The organism is Rhizobacter sp. P2_H3 (assembly GCF_056403355.1).
This window is the reverse complement of sequence record NZ_JBFUFQ010000063.1, coordinates 1-20,072: the sequence shown is the minus strand read 5'-3', so window position 1 is coordinate 20,072 and position 20,072 is coordinate 1. Positions and strand designations below refer to the sequence as shown.

The window sequence follows — 20,072 nt, the reverse complement described above, 5'->3', positions numbered from 1 at the left end:
ACGGCGAGCATCCGCTCCGTCCTCAACAACCATCGAGAGTTCCATGCAACCCACCCTGATCCGCAAAGACACCAAGGCCTGGAAGGCCCAGGTCTGGATCTCGTTCGGTGCGGCCGCCACGCTGTGCGCGACCGGCCTCGCGTACCTGCCCGGTGAGGACATCCACCGCGCGTTCATGGTGATGGGCTACGTGTTCTGCCTGTCGACCGCGTTCGCGCTGGCCAAGTACATCCGCGACAACGAGATCCGCCGGACCGACACGCCGATGTGGGGCCTGGTGGTGTGGGGCGGCTTCGGCCTCGCGATGACGCTGACCGGCTGGGGCCTGTGGCGCATGGACGTCAACCCGACCTACAAGGCCTTCCTCGGCGTGTGCTGGCTGTTCCTGATCTCCAGCGTGTTCACGCTGGCCAAGACGCTGCGCGATGCCCACGAGGCCGCATTGGCCGAGGCCCGCCGCGACGGCATGCGCGCCGGCCGCGAACTGAACGAGCGCGAGTGACCCTTCTTCAACCGGAGACGACCATGAAGGCTTTCAGACAACCGGCCCTGCAGGCCCTGATCGCGGCGGCCCTGCTGGCCGCAGGCGCCCCCGCGGCGCAGGCCCATCCGCCGAACGCCTCGGACGCCAGCGCGCTGTCGCTGCTGCCGATCGCGATCTCGGTGAGCGCGCCGGTGATGATCCTGTCGGCCGGCGCGGTGCTGAGCGTCGTCGCGGTCGAGGCGTCGGCCGATGGCGCGGTCTGGGTGCTGCAACGCGCGTCCGACGGTGCCCGCGCTTCGCTGACGCTGTCGGGCCAGCTGGCCGGCGCGATGTCGGTGGCGGCCGGCACGACGATCGCGGTGGCCGCGATCAGCACCGGCTGGGTGCTGTCGGCCGCGGGCCAGGCCATCGCCTTCATCCCGAACGAGATCGGCAAGGCGCTGCTCTACAACGAGCGGGTCACGCTGTGAACCCGGGCGCATGGCTGGCGATCGCTCTGCTTGCCGCGGCGCCGCCGGCCCACGCCGGCCGCTCCTGCGAGCGCAAGCTGCCCGACGCGCGCAACGTCGAGCGGGCGATGACGCTGGCCGAGCACACCGCGCAACGCCTGGACGCGAGCGGCGCGCAGGTGGTGCTGGTGGCGCGTGTCGGCCAGGACCTGCGCGAGTACGGACAGCGCTATTCGCACTTCGGCATCGCCTACCGCGACGCGCCGGCCGCCCCCTGGCGCGTCGCGCACAAGCTGAACCAGTGCGGCACCGCGAAGTCGGCGGTCTATCGCCAGGGCCTCGGCGAGTTCTTCCTCGATGACCTGTTCGAGTACGAAGCCGGCCTGGTCGTGCCGAGCCCCGAGGTGCAGGCCCGGCTGCTGCCCGCGCTGCGCGACAACCGGCGCCTGGCGCAGCTGCACACGCCGGCCTACAGCATGGTGGCCTACCCCTGGGCGCAGGCCTACCAGCAGTCGAACCAGTGGGCGATCGAGACGCTCGCGATGGCGCAGGACCCGTCGATCGCCAGCCGTCCGCAGGCCCAGGCCTGGCTGCGCGAGCACGGCTACGTGCCGGACACGCTGCACCTGTCGGCCTTCCAGCGGCTGGGGGCACGCATGACGGCGGCCAACGTCGCGTTCGACGACCACCCGAGCGCGAAGCGATTCACCGATCGCATCGAAACCGTCACGGTCGACTCGGTCTTTCGCTGGATGAACCGCAGCGGACTGGGCACTTCCATCGCCGTTGTGCGGTAGATTGCCCGGCGGCGCCCCGCGACGACCAGACGACAACACATCAGGAGACACCGTGGATCCCCACGCGCACCCCAATCAGTTCGCACTGCTCGGCCAGCGGCGCTTCGCCCCCTTCTTCTGGACGCAGTTCCTCGGCGCCGGCAACGACAACCTGTTCAAGTTCGCCTTCACGGTGCTGGTCACCTACAAGGTGCAGGTGTCGTGGCTGTCGCCGCAGCTCGCGGGCCTGGTGATCGGCGCGCTGTTCATCCTGCCGTTCCTGCTGTTCTCGGCCACCAGCGGGCAGCTGACCGACAAGTACGACAAGACGCGCGTGATCCAGCTCGTCAAGTCGCTCGAGATCGCGATCATGCTGCTGGCCGCCTGGGGCTTCTGGGTCACCAACGTGCCGGTGCTGCTGGCCTGCGTGTTCCTGATGGGGTTGCACTCCACGCTGTTCGGCCCGGTGAAGTTCGCCTACCTGCCGCAGCACCTGGGCGAGCGCGAGCTGACCGGCGGCAACGGCATGGTCGAGATGGGCACCTTCGTCGCGATCCTGCTCGGCCAGGTGGCCGGCGGGCTGCTGGTGGGCATCCCCGAGGTCGGGCGCCACTACGTCGCGATCGGCTGCATCGCGGTCGCGCTGCTCGGCCGGCTGACGGCGCAGTACGTGCCGCCGTCGCCGTCCACCGACCCGGCGCTGAAGATCAACTGGAACCCGGTCACCGAGACCTGGCGCAACCTGAAGCTCGCGCACGAGAACGTCGCCGTGTTCCGCTCGCTGCTGGGCATCTCGTGGATGTGGTTCTTCGGCGCGGTGTTCCTGTCGCTGTTCCCGGCCTTCGCGAAGGAGGTGCTGCACGGCGACGAGCAGGTCGCCTCGCTGCTGCTGGTGGTGTTCTCGATCGGCATCGGCACCGGCTCGCTGCTGTGCGAGGTGCTGTCGCGCCGGCACGTCGAGATCGGCCTGGTGCCGTTGGGCGCGATCGGCATGAGCATCTTCGCGATCGACCTGTTCTTCGCGTCGCGCGGGCTGCCGCCGTCGGCGCAGCTGTCGCTCGCGGGCTTCGTCGCGGTCGGCGCGCACTGGCGGGTGATGGCCGACCTCGCGCTGCTGAGCCTGTTCGCGGGCCTCTACAGCGTGCCGATGTACGCGATGATCCAGCTGCGCTCGCAGCCCAGCCACCGTGCCCGCATCATCGCGGCCAACAACATCCTGAACGCGCTGTTCATGATCGTCAGCGCGGTGCTGGTCGGCGTGCTGCTGAAGGCGGGGCTCACCATTCCGCAGGTGTTCCTGGTGGTCGGCGTGCTGAACGCGATCGTCGCGTTCTACATCTTCCTGGTGGTGCCGGAGTACCTGCTGCGCTTCATCGCGCTGATCGCGACGCGCTGCATCTACCGATTCAAGGTGCGCGGCGACGAGCACATCCCGACCAAGGGCGCGGCGATCCTGGTGTGCAACCACGTCAGCTTCGTCGACGCGGTGCTGCTGATGGCGGCCAGCCCGCGGCCGATCGCCTTCATCATGGACCACCGCATCTTCAAGCTGCCGGTGCTGGGCTGGATGTTCAAGCTCGCGAAGGCGATCCCGATCGCGCCGCAGCGCGACGACGCCAAGGTCTACGAGCAGGCCTTCGAGCGTGCCCGTGCGGTGCTGGCCGACGGCGAGCTGGTGTGCATCTTCCCGGAAGGCGCCATCACCAAGGACGGCCAGCTCGGCGAGTTCAAGGGCGGCGTGATGAAGCTGCTGGAGACGAACCCGGTGCCGGTGATCCCGCTCGCGCTGCAGAACCTGTGGGGCTCGTTCTTCTCGCGGGTGGAGCAGGGCGGCGCGATGGTCAAGCCGTTCCGGCGCGGCATGTTCACGCGGGTCGGCATGGTGGCGGGCGTGCCGCTGGCGCCCGGCGAGGTGACGCCGGACGGGCTGCGCACGCGGGTCGGGGAATTGTTGGCAAGTTAGCGCGGCGTGGGCACGCCGATTGCCCTTCAGGGCTTGCATCCATCCAGCTCGACCCATACCTACAAGCCGCCATGAACCTTCCGAACCTGCCCTTCCTCAGCCGCCGCAACGACGGGGACTTCCAATCGGTGTGGCCCTCGCTGCAGCGCGCGCGGCACTGCATGGTGACGACGCGCCTGGCCAGCGGCGCGCCGCACGCGGCCCAGGTGCGCATCTCGATGACCTCCGGCGACGGCCCGCCGCACGTCTGGCTGATGGTGCCGCGCGACAGCCGCGTCGCGCTCGACGTCGAGATCGATCCGGACGTGACGCTGTCGTTCGTCGACCCGCGCACCCGGCAACTCGTGCATCTGACAGGCGAAGTCGCGCTGGTCGAGGCGCATCACGACCCGGTGTACCTGCACCCGAGCGTGCGCCAGGAGCCGCAGCTGGCCGTCGTCGAGGGCGAGCAGGATTTCGTGATGCTGCGGGTCGACATCCCGAGCGACCAGCAGCCCCGCACGCAGGTGACCGACACGCGCACGGTCGACTTCAGCGCGTCGCGGCCGCATTGGCCGCGGTCCGTTCCGTCGGCCTGATCCGCCGGACTGGATTGCGGCTCAGCGCCCTGCGACGATCGCCCGCGAGAAGGTCTTGCGCACCGTCGTCAGGTGGCGGCGCATCGCCTGCCGCGCGGCAGCCGGGTCGTGTGCCGCGATGGCCTCCAGCACACGCCGGTGGTCGTCGACCGCCGCGGTGTGCAGCCCCGGCGTCGTGAACAGCGTCTCCATCCGGTCCTGCATCGGCGTGTAGCGCTGGTCCCACAGCGTCGTCACGATGAACAGCAGCGCCGCGTTGCCGCTGGCGCGCGCGATGCCGATGTGGAAAGCCCGGTCGCCATCGTGCAGCAACGGGTTACGGGCATGGTCCTGCACCATCTGGTCCAGGCTGCGCTGCAGGCCTTGCAGGTCCTGCTCGGTCGCGTGGCGCGCCGCGAGGGCCGCGGTCTCGGTCTCGACGACCAGCCGCGCCTCCAGCAGCTCCAGCGGGCCGACCGGCGGCTCGTCCGCCGAGGCTGACGCCGCCCGTGGCGACGACGCATCCAGCACCTGCACGCCGGCCCCGACCCGCACCGACACCCGTCCCTGCACCTCCAGCGCGATCAGCGCCTCGCGCACCGAGGCCCGGCTGACGCCCAGTTGATCCGCCAGCTCGCGCTCTGGCGGCAGGTAGCTGCCGATGCCGAAGCGCCCGCTGTCCATCGACTCGCGCAGCACGCCGGCGATGTGCTGGTACAGGCGCTTGGTCTCGATCGGCGGCAGTCGCTGGTGGCTCATCGGTCGATTTTCCCATCAGGGTCAACCCGGTTGCCGCGGATCGCGGGCGATCGCAACAATGGTCTATTGGTCTGACCTTTATACCTTTTCGGGGCAACCCCAGGAAGCCGGAATGACCCCTGCCACCGATCCACGCCTGCTGCTGCTGAACCCCGCCGACAACTGCCTGGTGGCCTGCCGCGCGCTGGCCGCCGGCGAGACGCTGTTGATCGACGGCGAGCCGGTGATGCTGCCGCGGCCGGTGGCGATGGCGCACAAGCTGGCGCGGCAGGCGCTGGCGGTGGGCGACAAGGTGCTGCGCTACGGCGCGGTGATCGGCAGTGTGCAGCGGCCGATCGCGCGCGGTGAGCACATCCACACCGACAACCTCGCGAGCGACTACCTGCCCACCTACACGCTGCAAGACGGCTCGAAATATGCGAAATGACTCCCCCCCGGAAGCGCTTCGCGCCTCCCCCCCTGGGGGGCGCCCCCAGTGGCCCGGCGAAGCCGGTTCCACGGGGTCCGCTGGATCATCGGACCTCCGCGGCTATGCGCGCGCCGACGGCCGCAAGGGCATCCGCAACATCGTCGCGGTCGCCTACCTGGTCGAGTGCGCGCACTTCGTCGCGCACGAGGTGACGCAGTCGTTCCGCGGCGCGCCGGTGCACCTGGTCGGCTTCCCCGGCTGCTACCCGAACGCCTATGCCGACAAGATGATGCGCCGGCTGCTGACGCACCCGAACGTCGGCGCGGTGCTGCTGGTCTCGCTCGGCTGCGAGAGCTTCGACAAGCGCGGGCTCGAGGCCGAGGTCGCCGCGAGCGGCCGGCCGGTGCACACGCTGACGATCCAGGAGCATGGCGGCACGCGCAAGACGCTGGCCGAGGGCGTCGAGTGGGTGCGCTGGGCGCTGGCCGAGCTCGACACGCAGCCGCGCGTGCCGATGCGCTGGGACGAACTCGTCGTCGCGACCGTCTGCGGCGGCAGCGACGGCACCAGCGGCATCACCGCGAACCCGGCGGTCGGCCGTGCGTTCGACACGCTGATCGCACGCGGTGCCGCCTGCATCTTCGAGGAGACCGGCGAGCTGGTCGGCTGCGAGTTCCACATGCAGCGGCGCGCCGCGACCCCGGAGCTCGGCGACGAGATCGTGCGCTGCGTCGCGAAGGCGGCGCGCTACTACGAGACGCTCGGCCACGGCAGCTTCGCGCCCGGCAATGCCGACGGCGGGCTGACGACGCAGGAGGAGAAATCGCTCGGCGCCTACGCGAAGAGCGGCGATTCGCCGATCAGCGGCCTGATCAAGCCCGGCGACATCCCGCCCACCGGCGGCCTGTACCTGCTCGACGTGGTGCCCGACGGCGAGGTGCGCTTCGGCTTCCCGAACATCTCCGACAACGCCGAGATCGTCGAGCTGATCGCCTGCGGCGCGCACCTGACGCTGTTCACGACCGGCCGCGGCTCGGTGGTCGGTTCGGCGATCTCGCCGGTGATCAAGGTGTGCGCGAACCCGGACACCTACGACCAGCTCGCCGACGACATGGACGTGAACGCCGGCCGCATCCTGCGCGGCGACGCGACGCTCGACGAGGTGGGCGCCGAGATCGTCGCGCTGGTGCAGGACGTCGGCCACGGCCGCGAGACCGCCAGCGAATCGCTGGGCCACCGCGAGTTCATCCTCACCTACAAGGCCTTCGAGCCGATCGGGCCGAGCTGCCTGCCGGTCTCCCTGCCGATCCGCACGATGCCTTCCATGCAAAAGGCCACGCCATGACCACACTCCCGACCCGCATGCTGCCGCGCACCCGCCATGCGCTGACCGCGCTCGGCATGGGCGGTGCGCCGCTCGGCAACATGTACGACGTGATCTCTGAGGATGCGTCGCGCGCCACCTTCGACGCCGCGTGGGCGGCCGGCATCCGCTTCTTCGACACCGCGCCGTTCTACGGCTACACGCTGTCGGAGCGGCGTTTCGGCGAGGCGCTGCGCGCGCATCCACGCGACCAGTGGGTGCTGAGCACCAAGGTCGGCCGCTTGCTGAAACCGCTCTCCCCGCTGGCCGTGCCGCGCGCCCTGCCCGCCGGCGAGACCGCGTGGCAGAACCCGCTGCCGTTCGAGGTGCACTACGACTACACCGCCGCCGCGATCCGTCGCTCGGTCGAGGACAGCCTGCAGCGCCTCGGCACGAACCGCATCGACATCGCGCTGGTGCACGACATCGGCCGCGTGACGCACGGCGATCGCCACGAGTTCCACTGGCGGCAGCTCACCAGCGGCGGCGGCCTGCGCGAGATGGAGGCGCTGCGCCGCGAGGGCCTGGTGGGCGCGATCGGGCTGGGCGTCAACGAATGGGAGATCGTGCGCGACACGATGGAGCACGTCGACCTCGACTGCACGCTGCTCGCCGGCCGCTACACGCTGCTGGAGCAGCAGGCGCTGGACCCGTTCCTCGCGCGCTGCGTCGAGCGCGGCGTCGGCATCATCGTCGGCGGGCCGTTCAACTCCGGCATCCTCGCGGCCGGCCTGCGCCGCCCGAGCAGCACGCTGAAGTTCAACTACGCGACCGCGCCGGCCGAGGTGGTCGCGCGGGTCGCGCGACTGCAGGCGGTGTGCGACGGCTTCGAGGTGCCGCTGGCGGCAGCGGCGTTGCAGTTTCCGCTCGGCCATCCGGCCGTGGTGTCGTGCGTGCCGGGGCCGCGCAACGCGGACGAGCTGCAAGGCATCGTGCGCTGGATGACGCAGCCGATTCCCGCGGCGCTGTGGAGCACGCTGCGCGAGCAGGGGCTGATCGATGCCGATGCGCCGGTGCCGGGGGAGAAACGATGACGGCCACCTGGCGCATCGACGCGCATCAGCATTTCTGGTCGCTCGCGCGCGGCGACTACGGGTGGCTCACACCGGACCTGGCCCCGCTGTACCGCGATTTCGGTCCGACCGACCTGCAGCCCTTGCTGGCTGCAAACAACGTGCGCGGCACGGTGCTCGTGCAGGCCGCGCCCACGCTTGCCGAGACGCAGTGGCTGCTGCGACTGGCCGCCCAGCACGACCTGGTGCGCGGCGTGGTCGGCTGGGTCGACCTGGCGGCGCCCGGTGCCGTCGACACGCTCGCCTCGCTGGCCGCGAACCCGCTGCTGAAGAGCGTGCGGCCGATGCTGCAGGACCTGCCGGACCCGGCCTGGATCGCCACCGCGCCGATCGCGCCGGCGGTGCGTGCGCTGGTGCAGCACGGCCTGCGCTTCGACGCGCTGGTGAAGCCGCCGCACCTGCCGCACCTGCTGGCCTTCGCCGAGCGCCATCCTGCCCTGCCGATCGTGATCGACCACGCGGCCAAGCCCGACATCGCGCACGGCGGCTTCGCGGCCTGGCGGCGCGACCTCGCCGCGCTGGCGCGCCTGCCGGCCGTGCATTGCAAGCTGAGCGGCCTCGCGACCGAAGCCGGTCCCGGCTGGAGCGTCGCGACGCTGCGTCCGTATGCCGAGACCGTGCTGGAGCTGTTCGGCCCGCAGCGCGTGATCTGGGGGAGCGACTGGCCGGTGCTGCAGCTGGCCGGCGACTACGCCGGCTGGGTGCTGGCCTGCGAGCAGCTGCTGGCGCCGCTCGACGCCGCCGATCGCCACGCGGTGTGGGCCGGCAATGCCGAGCGCTTCTACCGCCTGGACGGAGTGACCCCGCTGTGAACCACAACAAGGATGGAGACACCATGAACCGCAGATCGATTCCCCTCCGGGCCACGCTGGCCTGCGCTGCCGCCGTGATCGGCATGCTCGGCACGCAAGGGCAGGCGCAGGCCCAGACCAAGGCCTACGCCGGCGTCACGCTGAACGTGATGACCTTCACCGGCCCGCAGATCGCCGAGCCGCTGCAGCGCCGCGGCAAGGAGTTCGAGGCCGCCACCGGTGCCAAGGTCAACGTGATCACGGTGCCGTACTCGGACCTGTACCAGAAGCTGCTGACCGACTGGTCGACCGGCACCAACTCGATCGATGCCGCGATCCTCGCGCCGCAGTGGATGCCGGACTACGTCAGCTTCCTCGAGGACCTGAGCCCGCGCGTGAAGGCCGATGCCAAGCTGCGCGAGGACGACGTGGCCCCGTTCTTCCGCGAGTTCTCGCAGAAGTACGGCGGCAAGACCTACACCGTGACGCTGGACGGCGACTTCCACATCGCCTACTACCGCAGCGACGTGCTGGCCAAGCTCGGCAAGAAGCCGCCGCAGACCTGGGACGAGTACCTGGACATCGCGAAGGCCGCGCACGGCAAGGACTTCGGCGACGGCAAGCCGGTCGTCGGCTCGTGCATCGCGAAGAAGCGCAACGCGCAGTCGTTCTGGATGATCACCTCGGTGGCCGGCGCCTTCCTGCAGGCCAAGGGCACCAGCGAGGGCGCGTTCTTCGACCCGGCGACGATGAAGCCGCTGGTCAACAACGATGCCTTCGCGCGGGCGCTCGAGATCTACAAGGAGACCGGCAAGTACGGCCCGCCGAACGAGATCAACATGGATGTGGGCGACACCCGAACGCTGTTCGTCAGCGGCGGCTGCGCGCTGACCGTCGACTGGGGCGACATCGGCCCGCTGGCGGTCGACCCGAAGGCCTCGAAGGTGGTCGACAAGGTCGGCGCGCTGATGCTGCCGGGGACCACGAAGGTGCTAGACCGTGCGAGCGGCAAGCTGGTGGCCTGCGACGCGACGCGCTGCCCGCATGCGGTGAACGGCGTGAACCGCGCGCCGTTCGCGGCCTTCGGTGGCTGGTCGGGGGCCATCAACGCGAAGGCCAAGCCGCAGGCCAAGGACGCGGCCTATGCGCTCTTCTCGTACATGTCGCAGCCGGAGCAGTCGAATGCCGACGTGACGGTCGGTGCGACCGGCTTCAACCCGTACCGGCAGAGCCAGTTCAAGGACATGGGACCGTGGAAGAAGGCCGGCATGTCGGACAAGGCGGCCAAGGACTACCTGACCGCGATCCAGGATTCGCTGAACTCGCCGAACATGGTGCTGGACCTGCGCATCCCGTTCAACCAGCGCTACCAGCAGGTGGCGCTGGACACCGCGATGGCGCGCTTCCTGGCCGGCGAGCTGGACGTGAAGGGCACGATGAAGAACATCGAGGACACGTGGAATGAGCTGAACGACGAGCTGGGCAAGGCGAAGCAGCAGGCCGCATACAAAGCGAGCATCGGCGCCAAGTGACGAAGGCGCAGTTCAGCGATTGGCTGGACCGGCAGGCGGGGACGGTCTTCATCGCGCCGGCCGTCACCGTCGTCCTGCTGTTCTCGATCTTCCCGCTGCTGGCGTCGGCCTGGCTCTCGCTGACGCGCTTCTCGCTGCGGGCCGGCGGCTACGAGCTGAGCTTCGTCGGCGCGCTGAACTACCGCAAGCTGATCGCCGGCTCGCAGCAGTTCCACCTGCTGGGCACGGCGGGCGAGCTGTCGGCGGCGACCTGGGTCGCGCTCGCCGCCGCGTTCGCGCTGCTCGCGTGGGCGCTGCTGCGCAGCCTGCGGCAGCGGCAGGCGTATGGGCTGGCTGTGCCGCGCGCGCCGCATGCGGCGGCAGCCGTGATGACGCTGGCCTGCACGCTGGCAGCCACGCTGCTGTCACCGCTCGGCCCGTTCGCGCCAGCGGCGCAGGCCGCGCGCGACGCGGCCGACCTGCCGTGGTTCGCGTGGCTGCTGTTCGCGCTGGCGGGCTTCGTCGTCGCGGCCGTCGCCGCCCGTGTGCTCGGCGCACGGGCCAGCCTCAGTGGACTGGTCGGCCGCCAGCTTGCCGGCAGCGTCTGGGGGCTGATGGCGCTGGTCGCCGCCGGCACCGCGGGCGGCCAGCAGGGCTCGCTGCTGACGACGCTGTTCTACGTGATCGGTGGTGTCGCGCTGCAGTTCGCACTCGGCCTGGGCCTGGCGCTGCTGTGCGCGCAGCCGATCCGCGGGCGCAACCTGTTCCGGCTGTCGTTCTTCCTGCCGCTGATGGTCACGCCGGTCGGCATCGCCTACATGTTCCGCATGCTGGCCGACATGGGCGTCGGCCCGTTCGCGCCCGTCGCCCGCGCGCTCGGCCTGGGTGCCATGACCTGGGCGCAGAACGCCTGGTCGGCGCGCTGGGTGGTGCTGGTGGGCGACACCTGGCAGTGGGTGCCGTTCATCTTCATCGTGCTGCTGGCCGCGATCGAAGGGCAACCGCGCGACCAGCTCGAAGCCGCGCAACTCGACGGCGCGCCGTCGTGGCGCATCTTCCGCGACATCACCTGGCCGGCCATCGCGCCGACCGCGGCGGCGGTCGTGCTGATCCGCGTGATCGAGGCCTTCAAGATCGTCGACCTGCCGAACGTGCTGACCAACGGCGGGCCCGGCATCGCGACCGAGAGCATGACGTTGCATGCCTTCATCGACTGGCGCTCGCTGAACCTGGGCGGCTCGGCGGCGGTGGCCTACCTGCTGCTGTTCGTCTCGACGCTGATGGCGGTGAGCTTCTTCCACTTCGTCGTGCGGCCGGCGCGCGCGGGGCAAGGCGCATGAAGGGCCTCGTTGCCGCGTGGTGCATGCCGCAGCGCCCCGGCGAACTCGCGCCGCTGCCGCGCGTGCTGGTGTACGGCGCGCTGCTCGCGTGGACCTTCGTCGTGTTCTTCCCGCTGTACTGGGTGCTGGTCACCTCGTTCAAGGAGCCGCTGCAGGTGTCCGACGGGCCGGTGTTCCTGCCCTTCGTCGATTTCCAGCCGTCGCTGCATGCGTGGAAATACGTCCTCGTCGAGACCGGTCGCGACACGTTGCGGCCGTACCTGAACTCGATGCTGATCGCGAGCCTGTCGACGCTGCTGGCGGTCGCGATCGGCTCGATGGCGGCGTATGCGCTGACGCGCATCACGTACCGGCCGAGCGTCGCCGCGGTGCTGCTGTTCATCGCGAGCGTCGCGGCGGTGGTCGCGCTCGTGCTCGGCGCCGGGCTGTCGCTCGGCTGGGCGCTGCCGGTGGCCGTGATGCTGTTCGTGCTCGGGCTGCGGCCCTTGCAGCGGCGCATCACCGCGCGGCTCGGCAACGACGACATCCTGTTCTGGATGATCTCGCAGCGCATCCTGCCGCCGGTGGTGTCGGCGATCCCGATCTACGTGATGTTCCAGCAGGTGCACCTGCTCGACACGCAGTTCGCGCTGATCGTGACCTACATGACCGCGAACCTGCCGATCGTCGTCTGGCTGATGGTCGACTTCTTCGACGGCATCCCGCGCGAGCTGGAAGAAAGCGCGGCGCTCGATGGGGCCTCGCGCTATCGCATCCTGTTCGACCTGATGCTGCCGCTGGCACGGCCGGGGCTGGTCGCGACGACGCTGCTGGTGCTGATCCTGAGCTGGAACGAGTACCTGCTGGCGCTGTTCCTGTCGACCGCGAATGCGCAGACCATGCCGCTGCTGGTGGCGGCGCAGAACGCGACACGCGGGCCGCAGTGGTGGACGATGAGCGTGCTGATCCTGCTGATGATCGTGCCGGTGGTCGTGATGACCCTGTTCCTGCAGAAGTTCATTGCCCGCGGCCTGCTGACGGGCGCGGTGAAAGGCTGATGTTGACGATGCTGCCTCCCACGACGACCGCGCATTCGGTCACCTTCGACCACCTCGGCAAGCGCTTCGGCGCGGTCGAGGTGCTGCGCGACTTCAACCTGCAGGTGCAGCCTGGCGAGTTCCTGGTGCTGCTCGGCGAATCGGGCTCGGGCAAGAGCACCGCGCTGCGCGTGTTCGCCGGGCTCGAGACAGCGAGCGCCGGGCGCATCCTGATCGGCGAGCGCGATGTGACGAACGTGCTGCCGAAGAACCGCGACATCGCGATGGTGTTCCAGAGCTATGCGCTGTACCCGCACAAGACGGTGGCCGAGAACGTGGCCTACCCGCTGGACGTGCGCGGCGTGCCGAAGCCGCAGCAGCACGAGCAGGTGCTGGCGGTGGCGAAGCAGGTGCAGCTGGACGGGCTGCTCGACCGCTACCCGCGGCAGCTCTCGGGCGGGCAGCGCCAGCGCGTGGCGCTGGCGCGCGCGATGGTGCGGCGGCCGTCGGTGTTCCTGATGGACGAGCCGCTGTCGAACCTGGACGCGAAGCTGCGCGGGCACATGCGCGCGGAGCTGAAGCACCTGCAGCAGCAGCTGGGCATCACGACGCTGTACGTGACGCACGACCAGGTGGAGGCGATGACGCTGGCGCACCGCGTGGCGCTGCTCGACAAGGGCGTGCTGCAGCAGCTGGACACGCCGGCGCGCATCTACAACGACCCGGCCAACCTGTTCGTCGCCGGCTTCATCGGGGCGCCGCCGATGAACTTCCTGCGCGGCGCGCTGTCGGGCGGGTGGCTGGAGGGCGAGGGGCTGCGCGTGCCGACGCCGGTGACGGCGAGCCTGGCCGAGGTGGTGCTCGGCATCCGGCCGGAAGACTGCCGGGTCGCCGAGCAGGGCGCGCTGCAGGGAGAGATCTACGCGGTGGAGTTGATCGGCGACCACACGCTCGTCACGCTGCACGTGGGCGCGCACAAGCTGACGGTGAAGGGCGCGAAGGACTTCGACCAGGCGGTCGGGCGGCGGGTCAGCGTGGCGTTCGATCCGGGTGCGGCGTTCGTCTTCGACGGGGCGACGGGCCTGCGGGTGCGCTGACGAGGGGCCGCCCGGTCACAGCTGCCGCGACAGCAGCATCCGCAGGCCGGCGAAGCCGAAGAACACCGCGATCGTGCCGTCGAACACGCGGCGGGTCGAGCGGTAGACGCGCCGCGCGACGGACGTGGAGAACAGCAGCGCGTAGCTGATGAAGATCAGCAGGCCCAGCAGGCCGCAGGCCGCGAACACGACCAGTGAGTCGGTGGGCGACGCGTGGACCGGCAGGCCCATCGAGATGGTCGACAGCCAGACGAAGATGGCCTTCGGGTTCGTGATGTGCATCGCGACGCCCTTCAGGAAGATCTGCCGCAGGCTGCCGCTGCGGCCGGCCGCGCCGGCATCGGCCGCATCGTGGCGCGACAGGGCCGAGCGCCCGGCCTTGAACGCGAGCCACAGCAGGTAGAGCCCGCCGATCACCTTGACCACCGTCAGCGCGCCGGACCAGGCGGCCAGCAGCGACGCCAGGCCGAGCGCGGCGGTGAGCCCGAGTGTCCATGACGACAGCGTGATGCCGGCGGCGAGTGCGAACGCCGGCGCGCGGCCGCCGTTCATCGCGGTGCCCATCAGCGCGACGATGCTCGGGCCGGGGCTCGCGCAGCCGATGAAGTAGGCGGTGCAGGCGACGGCGAGGTTGGGGTTGGCGGTCAGGGTGTCGAGGTGCATGGGTCGCTCTTCAGTCTCATCCAGGGAAACGTGCCTCGAGCCTGGCAATCACCACGTCCAGCGGCAATGCCTCCACCGCTCCTGTCTGCAGATCTGCCTGGGCCTGGAGTGATTCGAAGGTCATGAACATGGTTGCGCGCTCATTGGAGGCGTGCGAGGTGGCGTCTGCTACGGCAGCAGGTGCTGCGCGCGCAGCCCGGGTTCTTCGTAGACGGAATCTTCCGCTGGGTAGCGCAGGTTCTTCGCGCCGGCCTGTTTGGCCAGGGACCACACGATGCTCTCGCCGGCGGGCAGTGTCGACGGTGCCGTCACGTAGAGTGGATCGGCGAAGGCCTGTGCCGGAGACACGAAACTCCAGCCATGTGCCCTGAACTCGCGGGCGATCACGCCGATCGAGGCGGCATTGATCGCGTTGACGTGCAGCAGCATCACATGCGCGGGGCTGCGGTGCAGCGTGCTGCGTGCGAGCTTGTCGTAGTAGCCCGCGCGGTCCAGCAGGTGGCGGATGTAGGCCTTCTGCAGGGGTTCGAGCTGGCTGCGCTTTCCGGCCGCGAGCTGATCGAGCCAGACCTCGTTGAAGTACCAGTCGCTGGTGTCGATGGAAACCGGCGCGGGCCGGTAGCCGTGGTCCTTCATCCAGGCACGCATGCCGTCGCGCTTGGCCGGCGTGTCGCCTTCCTTCAGGTACGGGAAGCGCAGCATCGGCACCCAGGTGGGCAGCGTGTTGAAGGCCTGGTCGGCCTCTTCGACGTCCTGCACGAACTCGGCAAGCGTGAGCTTCGGCGAGGCCAGGTTGCGGTGCCGGGCGGTGTGGTTGCCGACCGCGTGGCCGGCAGCAGACCACGCGGCCACCAGATCGCGGCCGGCTCCCGGGCCCGTGGCTGACAGCGCCGGGAAGATCATCGACGGGATCGATGCGGCGCGCAGCCCCGACAGCAGCGTGCCGTTCCACTCGCGGGCCAGCGGTTCGGTGTCGGGATTCACGCCATCGTCGAAGGTCAGCGCGAGGGTCTGTGCGTGGGCGGTGAGTGAGCAGAGACAGGCGAGCACGAACACGAGCGCGAGCCTGAGGTTGAAGCTCAGCGCTGCCATGCGGCGCCTCCGGCATCGGGGCCGACCACCGTGCCCATCGTGGTGCGCGACCGGAACTTCTCGAACTCGGCCCTGTAGATCCGCTCMCACGTGCGCGCACTGGTGCCCGCGACCACGACCGAGTGGTAGCCGGAGCCCAGGCGCAACGTCGTTGCGCCATCGCCCCGGATGTCCACCACCAGGGCGCGATCCTCCGTCGACGTGATCGACGCGGAGAAGCAATTGCCGTAGGTGATCACCCGGCCCGGGTCGACCGAGGCGTCCCCGACCTGCCGGGCCGGGGCCCACGACACCGAAAAGTCCTGGGTCAGCGGGTAGGCCGGCGGGCCATGCTGCACGGTGCCGACGATGCCCGTCTCGGCGCGGTCGGGCGGCGTCTTCGGGCAGCCGCGCTCGTCGTTGCATGACGTGTCGGCACGCGAGAAGTGCGCCTTGCCTTCGGCATCGACGATCACGATCTCCTCGGGCAGCCGCACCTGGTAGCGCTGGAATCCGAACAGCTTGTCGACGAGGCCGTTCTCGATCTGCCAGTTCCAGCTGCCCCAGTAGCGCACCTGCGGCTGGAAGCCGTTGTAGTCGGCCTGCAGCGCGCGCAGGTCGGCGTAGATGCCGGGGTAGGCGTGGCGGATCGCCGCGTCGACGATCTCCCGCTCGGGCACATAGGCCAGGCGCTTCCATGAGAAGCCGGTGAGGTTGCCCGCCTCGAACAGCGCGAGGCAGACGGCGAGCATGAGAAGCAGCGGGTGGCGCATGGGTCGTGTCGAGGGCCGGTCAGCTGCGAATCATGGCTTCGATGCGATCGGTGCGGTCCTTGGTCAGTCCCTCCATGCACGACAGCTCGTACAACCCCAGCGCCGTGCCGCCGCCGGCACCCATCTCGCCCTCGTTGGCGCAGACCGCATCGCGGTAGGCCACCCAGGCCCGCTGCGCCTTGACGAGCGAGGCCTCGTAGCCCATTTCGCGGGCCTTGCCCAGGGCTCGTTTGTAGACGGCGTTCAGGCGCGCGTCCTGCACCCGCCAGCGGTAGCTGGCGCAGATCTTCATGCTCAGCGTGATGCCGCTGTCGCAGGCATCGTGATCGCGCCGGATGTCTTCGGCAGGGATGTGGGTCTGGTGGGCCATCTCGCGGACGACGGCCTCGTCCGGGGCCGCGGAGGCACGGGCCGTGGTGGTGAGCAGCAACGCGACGGCGAGCGCCTTGAGCCGGGACGATGAAGGTTTCATGGTGCGATGAAGCGGAAGTCAGGCATTCTCATGGCCGCCGCGAACATGCGAGTAGCGGTGGATATCCGTGCGCCGGTGCCATCCCTGGCTTTCCCACCAGGCCTGCCCCGTGTCGTTGGTGCGAAACACGTCGATGTGCGATTTCAGGATGCCGAGCTGTTCCAGCGCCGCCAGGCAGCGCTCGACCAGCGCGCTCGCAATCCCTTGCCGGCGGTGCTCGGGGAGAACGGCCAGGTGCTGCAGGTAGCCGCGCCGACCGTCGTGCCCGCACATGACGCAGCCCACCAATCGGTCGTTCTTCTCGGCGACGAAGCTCAGGCCGGGATTGCGCTCGAGGTAGCGCGCCGTGGCGTCGCGCGAATCGGCCTCGCGGAACGAGACGCCTGGCGTGGCCTTCATCAGCTCGATCACCGCGTCGTAGTCGTCCATCGTCATGGGCCGCAGCGAGGCCTGCTCAGGTGCGGTCATTTCGACGCGTCCGGCATGTACGACTGCATGAACCGCTTCGTCGTGTTGAGCAGCAAGCCGTCCAGGATCCTCATCACCGGTTGGGCGATGGCCGGCGGAACCCCGCCGTAGAAGGCCTCGGCGATGCCGCCGGTGATGCAGGCGATGGTGTCGCTGTCGCCGCCGATCGAGATCGCATTGCGGATCGCATCCTCGAAGTCGGTCGACTCCAGGAAGGCGATGATCGCCTCGGGCACCGTGCCCTGGCACGAGCTGTCGTAGCGGTAGACGAGGCGGATGTCGTCGAGCCGGCGCGACAGGTCGTAGCCGAAGGTGGTCTCGACGTAGCGCTTGATGTCGTCGCGGCTGCTGCCGGTGCGGGCCAGGAAGATGCTGGCCGCGACGGCCTGCGCGCCCTTGATGCCTTCCGGGTGGTCGTGCGTGACGCGGGTGTAGTGGTCGGCCTTGGCCAGCACTTCATCAAGCGAGCCGAACGCGAAGCCGACCGGGCTGATGCGCATCGCGGCGCCGTTGCCCCAGCTGTAGTACGCCGTGGGGTCGTCGGAACGCACCCATTGCTTGAACCGGCTGCCGTAGCCGGCCCGCGGGTAGCGGTTGGCGTAGGCCTTCAGTACGGGCACGTAGTCGCTGTCATCGAGGATGGCCTCGGCCAGCGCGACGGTCAGCACGGTGTCGTCGGTGAAGGTGCAGCGGGGTCCGATCAGATCGAACGCCTTGGTCTTGATGTTGTTCCACTCGTAGATCGATCCGATCACGTCGCCGGCGATGGCTCCAAGCATGGCGTGCCCTCCTTGGGGGCTACTCTACCGGTTGGCGTCAATGCATGGCGGAGGTGTCGCTCAACAGATTCTCCGCGGGATGTCGGGTGATGCGATGCCGGCTGCGCCTGGGTGCGATCTCCACACGGGTCGTGATCACGCCGTCAGCAAAGAAGCAACCCACACCCGACTCGAAATCGGTGCGCGGGTAGATCACGCGATTTCCGCGACGCACTTCGGCCCAGGCCGAGATCCAGGCGCCGCAGCGGCCCACGGTGTTCCTGTTTCCGGGCACCGGGCCAAGCTCGACGGCATAGACGCCGTCGCTCAGGACGCAACTGCCTTGCACCGTCGTCGTCGACTGGATGATGGCCTCGTCGTCCATGTGGATGAGATCCCATGGATCCCATTGCTGAGCCGTCTTCGATTCCAGCATCAGCTGACCCGCACCGTTGGCGGCCGCGTCGTAGGTCAGGATCAGCCGATCTGCCTTCGTGTTGCATTGGTAGCCGACGAGCTTGAAGAAGGCATCGGCATGGGCAGATCCGAAGCAGAGGCTCAACAGCAGAGCGAATGCATGGCGAGCGAGGCGTTTCATGAGGTGAGAGACGTCACTTCCGACGTGTCCCAGTCGCGGGCCGGATCTGGTCAAACAGGTCGAAGACCGTCATCCCCAACGCATTGGCAATGACCTCGATGGCGTTGAGCGTCGGGTTCGCATGGCCGTTCTCGATCCGGCTCAGGTAGGTCTGATAGAACCCGCAGCGCTCGCCGAACTCGACCTGGCTCAGGCCGGCCTCGGTTCGCAGGGTTCGTACACACTCGCCGAATTGCTGGGACAAACTGGGTTTCACGCCCGGAACTGTCGATGCTATGCTCTCATTCGCATAAACACTAATTCGCATACGGCGCTTTGCCTGACCGCACGGCGCGATGGAAGGCCGACGCCATGCCCCTCCGCTCAAGGCAGCCGATGACGGCCCGGCGAATGAGACGCCTGCTCGCCCAGGTGATCGACGTCACCGATGGCACACGGCACCTGCTCGAACTCGCGGAGCAGGACGTCTGGGCGCTGGCGGACGATCAGGAGCCGCTGCTCGACCGCAGGCAGCATGACGCGCTGCGACGCATGGCGATCACCGCATTGCTGCTCGTTTCAGAAGAGGCTGAGCGCCTGGGCGAGCGGTTCGACGGAGCACCGTGAGGGCGCTGCATGGCCTGATGACGTCGGCGCGCTTCGGCACCAACCCTTCGACACGGGCCCTCGGCAGGCTCGGCCCCTGCTCAGGGCGAACGGGGTTGCTGCGATGGGACGAAGGCGGCGCGACGGGCTGGCATGTCACGCATCCGCATACGCCCGCAGCACCATCTCCTCATCCCCCACATCGCTGATCTCGATCAGCACCGTGTGCTGCAGCGCCACCACCGGATGGTTCGCGCAGTTCTTGCAGAACCACAGCACCTCGCCCAGCGACTCGACCTCGTGCGACACCGTGACGACCTGCGCCTCCTTCGGGATCGGCCCGAAGCCGCACTGCTCCAGGTTGGCCATCGCGACCGAGTGATCCCACAGGCTCGCGTCCTTGCCCCAGGGCATCACGTGCAGGCAGCCGCTGTCGACCAGCCAGTCGCTGACCTCGATCTGCCAGGTCAGCGTCAGCTTGGCATCGATCATCACGACCGCGCGGAACGGCGCGAGCGCCGACAGGTCGGGCAGCGCACCGCCGGGCTTCAGGTGCAGGTAGCGCGCCGGCGGCCCCGGGATCGTCGGCCCGCCCGACAGCACGCGCAGCGATTCGCGGATCGCCGCCAGCACGTCGAAGAAGCTGCCGTAGACATCCTCGTCGGCGTCGTAGCGCGCCTGGTTCTCGGCGAGGTACTCGACGGCCGGCAACAGCTCCGGCATCAACGGCTCGATGACCTGCGGCTCGTCCTCGAGCCGCCGCATGATCAGGTTCAGGAACGCATCGGCCGCCGTCGATGCGTAGAGGCCCTGGTTGAGCTCGAAGATGCGCGGCGAGACGACGAAGTCGCGGAACACCGGCATGTAGTAGCGGAACGGCCCGGCCGGCATCGCGCCCAGGTCTTCGGCGCGCGACAGCACGTCGCTCTGCTCGAACAGCAGCAAGGCCTCGTCGCGCGATTTGCCTGCGAACTGGCGGTACGCGTAGGCGATGTCCAGGTCGGCCGCGAAGTCGCCCCATTCGGCAGCGTCCGGCGGGGTCGCGGCGTTCGACCCGCTCACGCTAGCGCCGCCGCCCTTCGTCATTGCGCGGACC

General features: G+C 69.2%; 24 protein-coding genes. 14 read left to right on the top strand and 10 right to left on the bottom strand.

The features are described from left to right. The first annotated feature begins 43 nt into the window (after positions 1 to 43). The 5 genes from AC1D1T_RS14175 (at position 44) to AC1D1T_RS14155 (ending at position 4,250) form a co-directional block, all read left to right on the top strand. Positions 44 to 502 (top strand): YiaA/YiaB family inner membrane protein, encoded by a 459-nt coding sequence (locus tag AC1D1T_RS14175; protein ID WP_047508546.1) that lies wholly within the window; start codon positions 44 to 46, stop codon positions 500 to 502. 23 nt (positions 503 to 525) lie between these two features. After that, positions 526 to 954: a hypothetical protein gene (locus AC1D1T_RS14170; RefSeq protein ID WP_052212658.1), complete on the top strand. Its 429-nt coding sequence runs from the start codon at positions 526 to 528 to the stop codon at positions 952 to 954. Then, complete coding sequence (locus AC1D1T_RS14165; RefSeq protein ID WP_477824930.1) at positions 951 to 1,730, top strand: DUF2145 domain-containing protein; 780 nt, start codon at positions 951 to 953, stop codon at positions 1,728 to 1,730. Before AC1D1T_RS14170 ends, AC1D1T_RS14165 begins: the two co-directional genes overlap by 4 nt. A 52-nt stretch (positions 1,731 to 1,782) precedes the next feature. Continuing rightward, positions 1,783 to 3,672 carry an MFS transporter gene (locus AC1D1T_RS14160; RefSeq protein ID WP_052212655.1) on the top strand — a complete coding sequence of 630 codons (1,890 nt, stop codon included), beginning with the start codon at positions 1,783 to 1,785 and terminating at the stop codon, positions 3,670 to 3,672. Positions 3,673 to 3,743: 71 nt separating this feature from the next. Beyond that, positions 3,744 to 4,250, top strand: a complete 507-nt coding sequence (locus AC1D1T_RS14155; RefSeq protein ID WP_047508539.1) for a pyridoxamine 5'-phosphate oxidase family protein — start codon at positions 3,744 to 3,746, stop codon at positions 4,248 to 4,250. Positions 4,251 to 4,271: 21 nt separating this feature from the next. On the opposite strand, the gene AC1D1T_RS14150 is transcribed toward AC1D1T_RS14155, so the two are convergent. Beyond that, the gene (locus tag AC1D1T_RS14150; protein ID WP_477824928.1) at positions 4,272 to 4,988 is read right to left on the bottom strand and encodes a FadR/GntR family transcriptional regulator; all 717 of its coding nucleotides are present in this window, start codon (positions 4,986 to 4,988) and stop codon (positions 4,272 to 4,274) included. A gap of 112 nt (positions 4,989 to 5,100) precedes the next feature. Between AC1D1T_RS14150 and AC1D1T_RS14145 the strand changes: the two genes are divergently transcribed. The 8 genes from AC1D1T_RS14145 to AC1D1T_RS14110 are packed head-to-tail and all read left to right on the top strand — an operon-like array spanning position 5,101 to position 13,588. Beyond that, positions 5,101 to 5,415, top strand: coding sequence for a UxaA family hydrolase (locus AC1D1T_RS14145; RefSeq protein WP_465110213.1), 315 nt, complete (start codon positions 5,101 to 5,103; stop codon positions 5,413 to 5,415). Further along, on the top strand, positions 5,405 to 6,742 hold the full coding sequence (locus AC1D1T_RS14140) for a UxaA family hydrolase (RefSeq protein WP_477824927.1): 1,338 nt from the start codon (positions 5,405 to 5,407) through the stop codon (positions 6,740 to 6,742). The genes AC1D1T_RS14145 and AC1D1T_RS14140 overlap by 11 nt, the downstream gene beginning before the upstream one ends. Continuing rightward, entirely contained in the window at positions 6,739 to 7,794 is a 1,056-nt protein-coding gene (locus AC1D1T_RS14135; RefSeq protein ID WP_477824926.1) for an aldo/keto reductase, read from the top strand. The genes AC1D1T_RS14140 and AC1D1T_RS14135 overlap by 4 nt, the downstream gene beginning before the upstream one ends. Further along, positions 7,791 to 8,645 carry an amidohydrolase family protein gene (locus AC1D1T_RS14130; protein ID WP_047508534.1) on the top strand — a complete coding sequence of 285 codons (855 nt, stop codon included), beginning with the start codon at positions 7,791 to 7,793 and terminating at the stop codon, positions 8,643 to 8,645. The genes AC1D1T_RS14135 and AC1D1T_RS14130 overlap by 4 nt, the downstream gene beginning before the upstream one ends. Before the next feature lie 23 nt (positions 8,646 to 8,668). Further along, positions 8,669 to 10,156 carry an ABC transporter substrate-binding protein gene (locus tag AC1D1T_RS14125; protein ID WP_477824925.1) on the top strand — a complete coding sequence of 496 codons (1,488 nt, stop codon included), beginning with the start codon at positions 8,669 to 8,671 and terminating at the stop codon, positions 10,154 to 10,156. Then, the gene (locus AC1D1T_RS14120) at positions 10,153 to 11,475 is read left to right on the top strand and encodes a carbohydrate ABC transporter permease (RefSeq protein WP_477824924.1); all 1,323 of its coding nucleotides are present in this window, start codon (positions 10,153 to 10,155) and stop codon (positions 11,473 to 11,475) included. Before AC1D1T_RS14125 ends, AC1D1T_RS14120 begins: the two co-directional genes overlap by 4 nt. Further along, positions 11,472 to 12,512: a carbohydrate ABC transporter permease gene (locus AC1D1T_RS14115; RefSeq protein ID WP_477824923.1), complete on the top strand. Its 1,041-nt coding sequence runs from the start codon at positions 11,472 to 11,474 to the stop codon at positions 12,510 to 12,512. The genes AC1D1T_RS14120 and AC1D1T_RS14115 overlap by 4 nt, the downstream gene beginning before the upstream one ends. Before the next feature lie 8 nt (positions 12,513 to 12,520). After that, positions 12,521 to 13,588 (top strand): ABC transporter ATP-binding protein, encoded by a 1,068-nt coding sequence (locus AC1D1T_RS14110; protein WP_477824922.1) that lies wholly within the window; start codon positions 12,521 to 12,523, stop codon positions 13,586 to 13,588. Between the two features lie 15 nt (positions 13,589 to 13,603). Here AC1D1T_RS14110 and AC1D1T_RS14105 read toward each other — a convergent pair whose 3' ends face one another. The 8 genes from AC1D1T_RS14105 to AC1D1T_RS14070 all read right to left on the bottom strand — a co-directional run bounded on the left by AC1D1T_RS14105 (position 13,604) and on the right by AC1D1T_RS14070 (position 18,647). Beyond that, complete coding sequence (locus tag AC1D1T_RS14105) at positions 13,604 to 14,251, bottom strand: LysE family translocator (protein ID WP_477824921.1); 648 nt, start codon at positions 14,249 to 14,251, stop codon at positions 13,604 to 13,606. 168 nt (positions 14,252 to 14,419) lie between these two features. Beyond that, positions 14,420 to 15,343 carry a polysaccharide deacetylase family protein gene (locus AC1D1T_RS14100; RefSeq protein ID WP_477824920.1) on the bottom strand — a complete coding sequence of 308 codons (924 nt, stop codon included), beginning with the start codon at positions 15,341 to 15,343 and terminating at the stop codon, positions 14,420 to 14,422. After that, entirely contained in the window at positions 15,331 to 16,095 is a 765-nt protein-coding gene (locus AC1D1T_RS14095; protein WP_477992026.1) for a hypothetical protein, read from the bottom strand. Before AC1D1T_RS14095 ends, AC1D1T_RS14100 begins: the two co-directional genes overlap by 13 nt. 19 nt (positions 16,096 to 16,114) lie before the next feature. Continuing rightward, complete coding sequence (locus AC1D1T_RS14090) at positions 16,115 to 16,567, bottom strand: lysozyme inhibitor LprI family protein (protein WP_477992025.1); 453 nt, start codon at positions 16,565 to 16,567, stop codon at positions 16,115 to 16,117. Between the two features lie 18 nt (positions 16,568 to 16,585). Further along, the gene (locus tag AC1D1T_RS14085) at positions 16,586 to 17,035 is read right to left on the bottom strand and encodes a GNAT family N-acetyltransferase (protein ID WP_477824558.1); all 450 of its coding nucleotides are present in this window, start codon (positions 17,033 to 17,035) and stop codon (positions 16,586 to 16,588) included. Beyond that, complete coding sequence (locus AC1D1T_RS14080) at positions 17,032 to 17,814, bottom strand: ADP-ribosylglycohydrolase family protein (protein ID WP_477824559.1); 783 nt, start codon at positions 17,812 to 17,814, stop codon at positions 17,032 to 17,034. The genes AC1D1T_RS14085 and AC1D1T_RS14080 overlap by 4 nt, the downstream gene beginning before the upstream one ends. Positions 17,815 to 17,851: 37 nt before the next feature. Then, the gene (locus tag AC1D1T_RS14075; protein ID WP_477824560.1) at positions 17,852 to 18,391 is read right to left on the bottom strand and encodes a hypothetical protein; all 540 of its coding nucleotides are present in this window, start codon (positions 18,389 to 18,391) and stop codon (positions 17,852 to 17,854) included. A 13-nt stretch (positions 18,392 to 18,404) separates the two neighbouring features. Further along, a complete protein-coding gene (locus tag AC1D1T_RS14070; protein ID WP_477840520.1) occupies positions 18,405 to 18,647 on the bottom strand; it encodes a helix-turn-helix domain-containing protein in 243 nt (80 codons plus the stop codon). A gap of 134 nt (positions 18,648 to 18,781) precedes the next feature. Here AC1D1T_RS14070 and AC1D1T_RS14065 point away from each other — a divergent pair, with 134 nt between their 5' ends. Further along, complete coding sequence (locus tag AC1D1T_RS14065) at positions 18,782 to 18,997, top strand: hypothetical protein (RefSeq protein WP_477824562.1); 216 nt, start codon at positions 18,782 to 18,784, stop codon at positions 18,995 to 18,997. A 135-nt stretch (positions 18,998 to 19,132) separates the two neighbouring features. On the opposite strand, the gene AC1D1T_RS14060 is transcribed toward AC1D1T_RS14065, so the two are convergent. Then, the coding region (locus tag AC1D1T_RS14060; protein WP_477992024.1) for a DUF7684 family protein at positions 19,133 to 20,072 on the bottom strand (940 nt) is incomplete at its 5' end.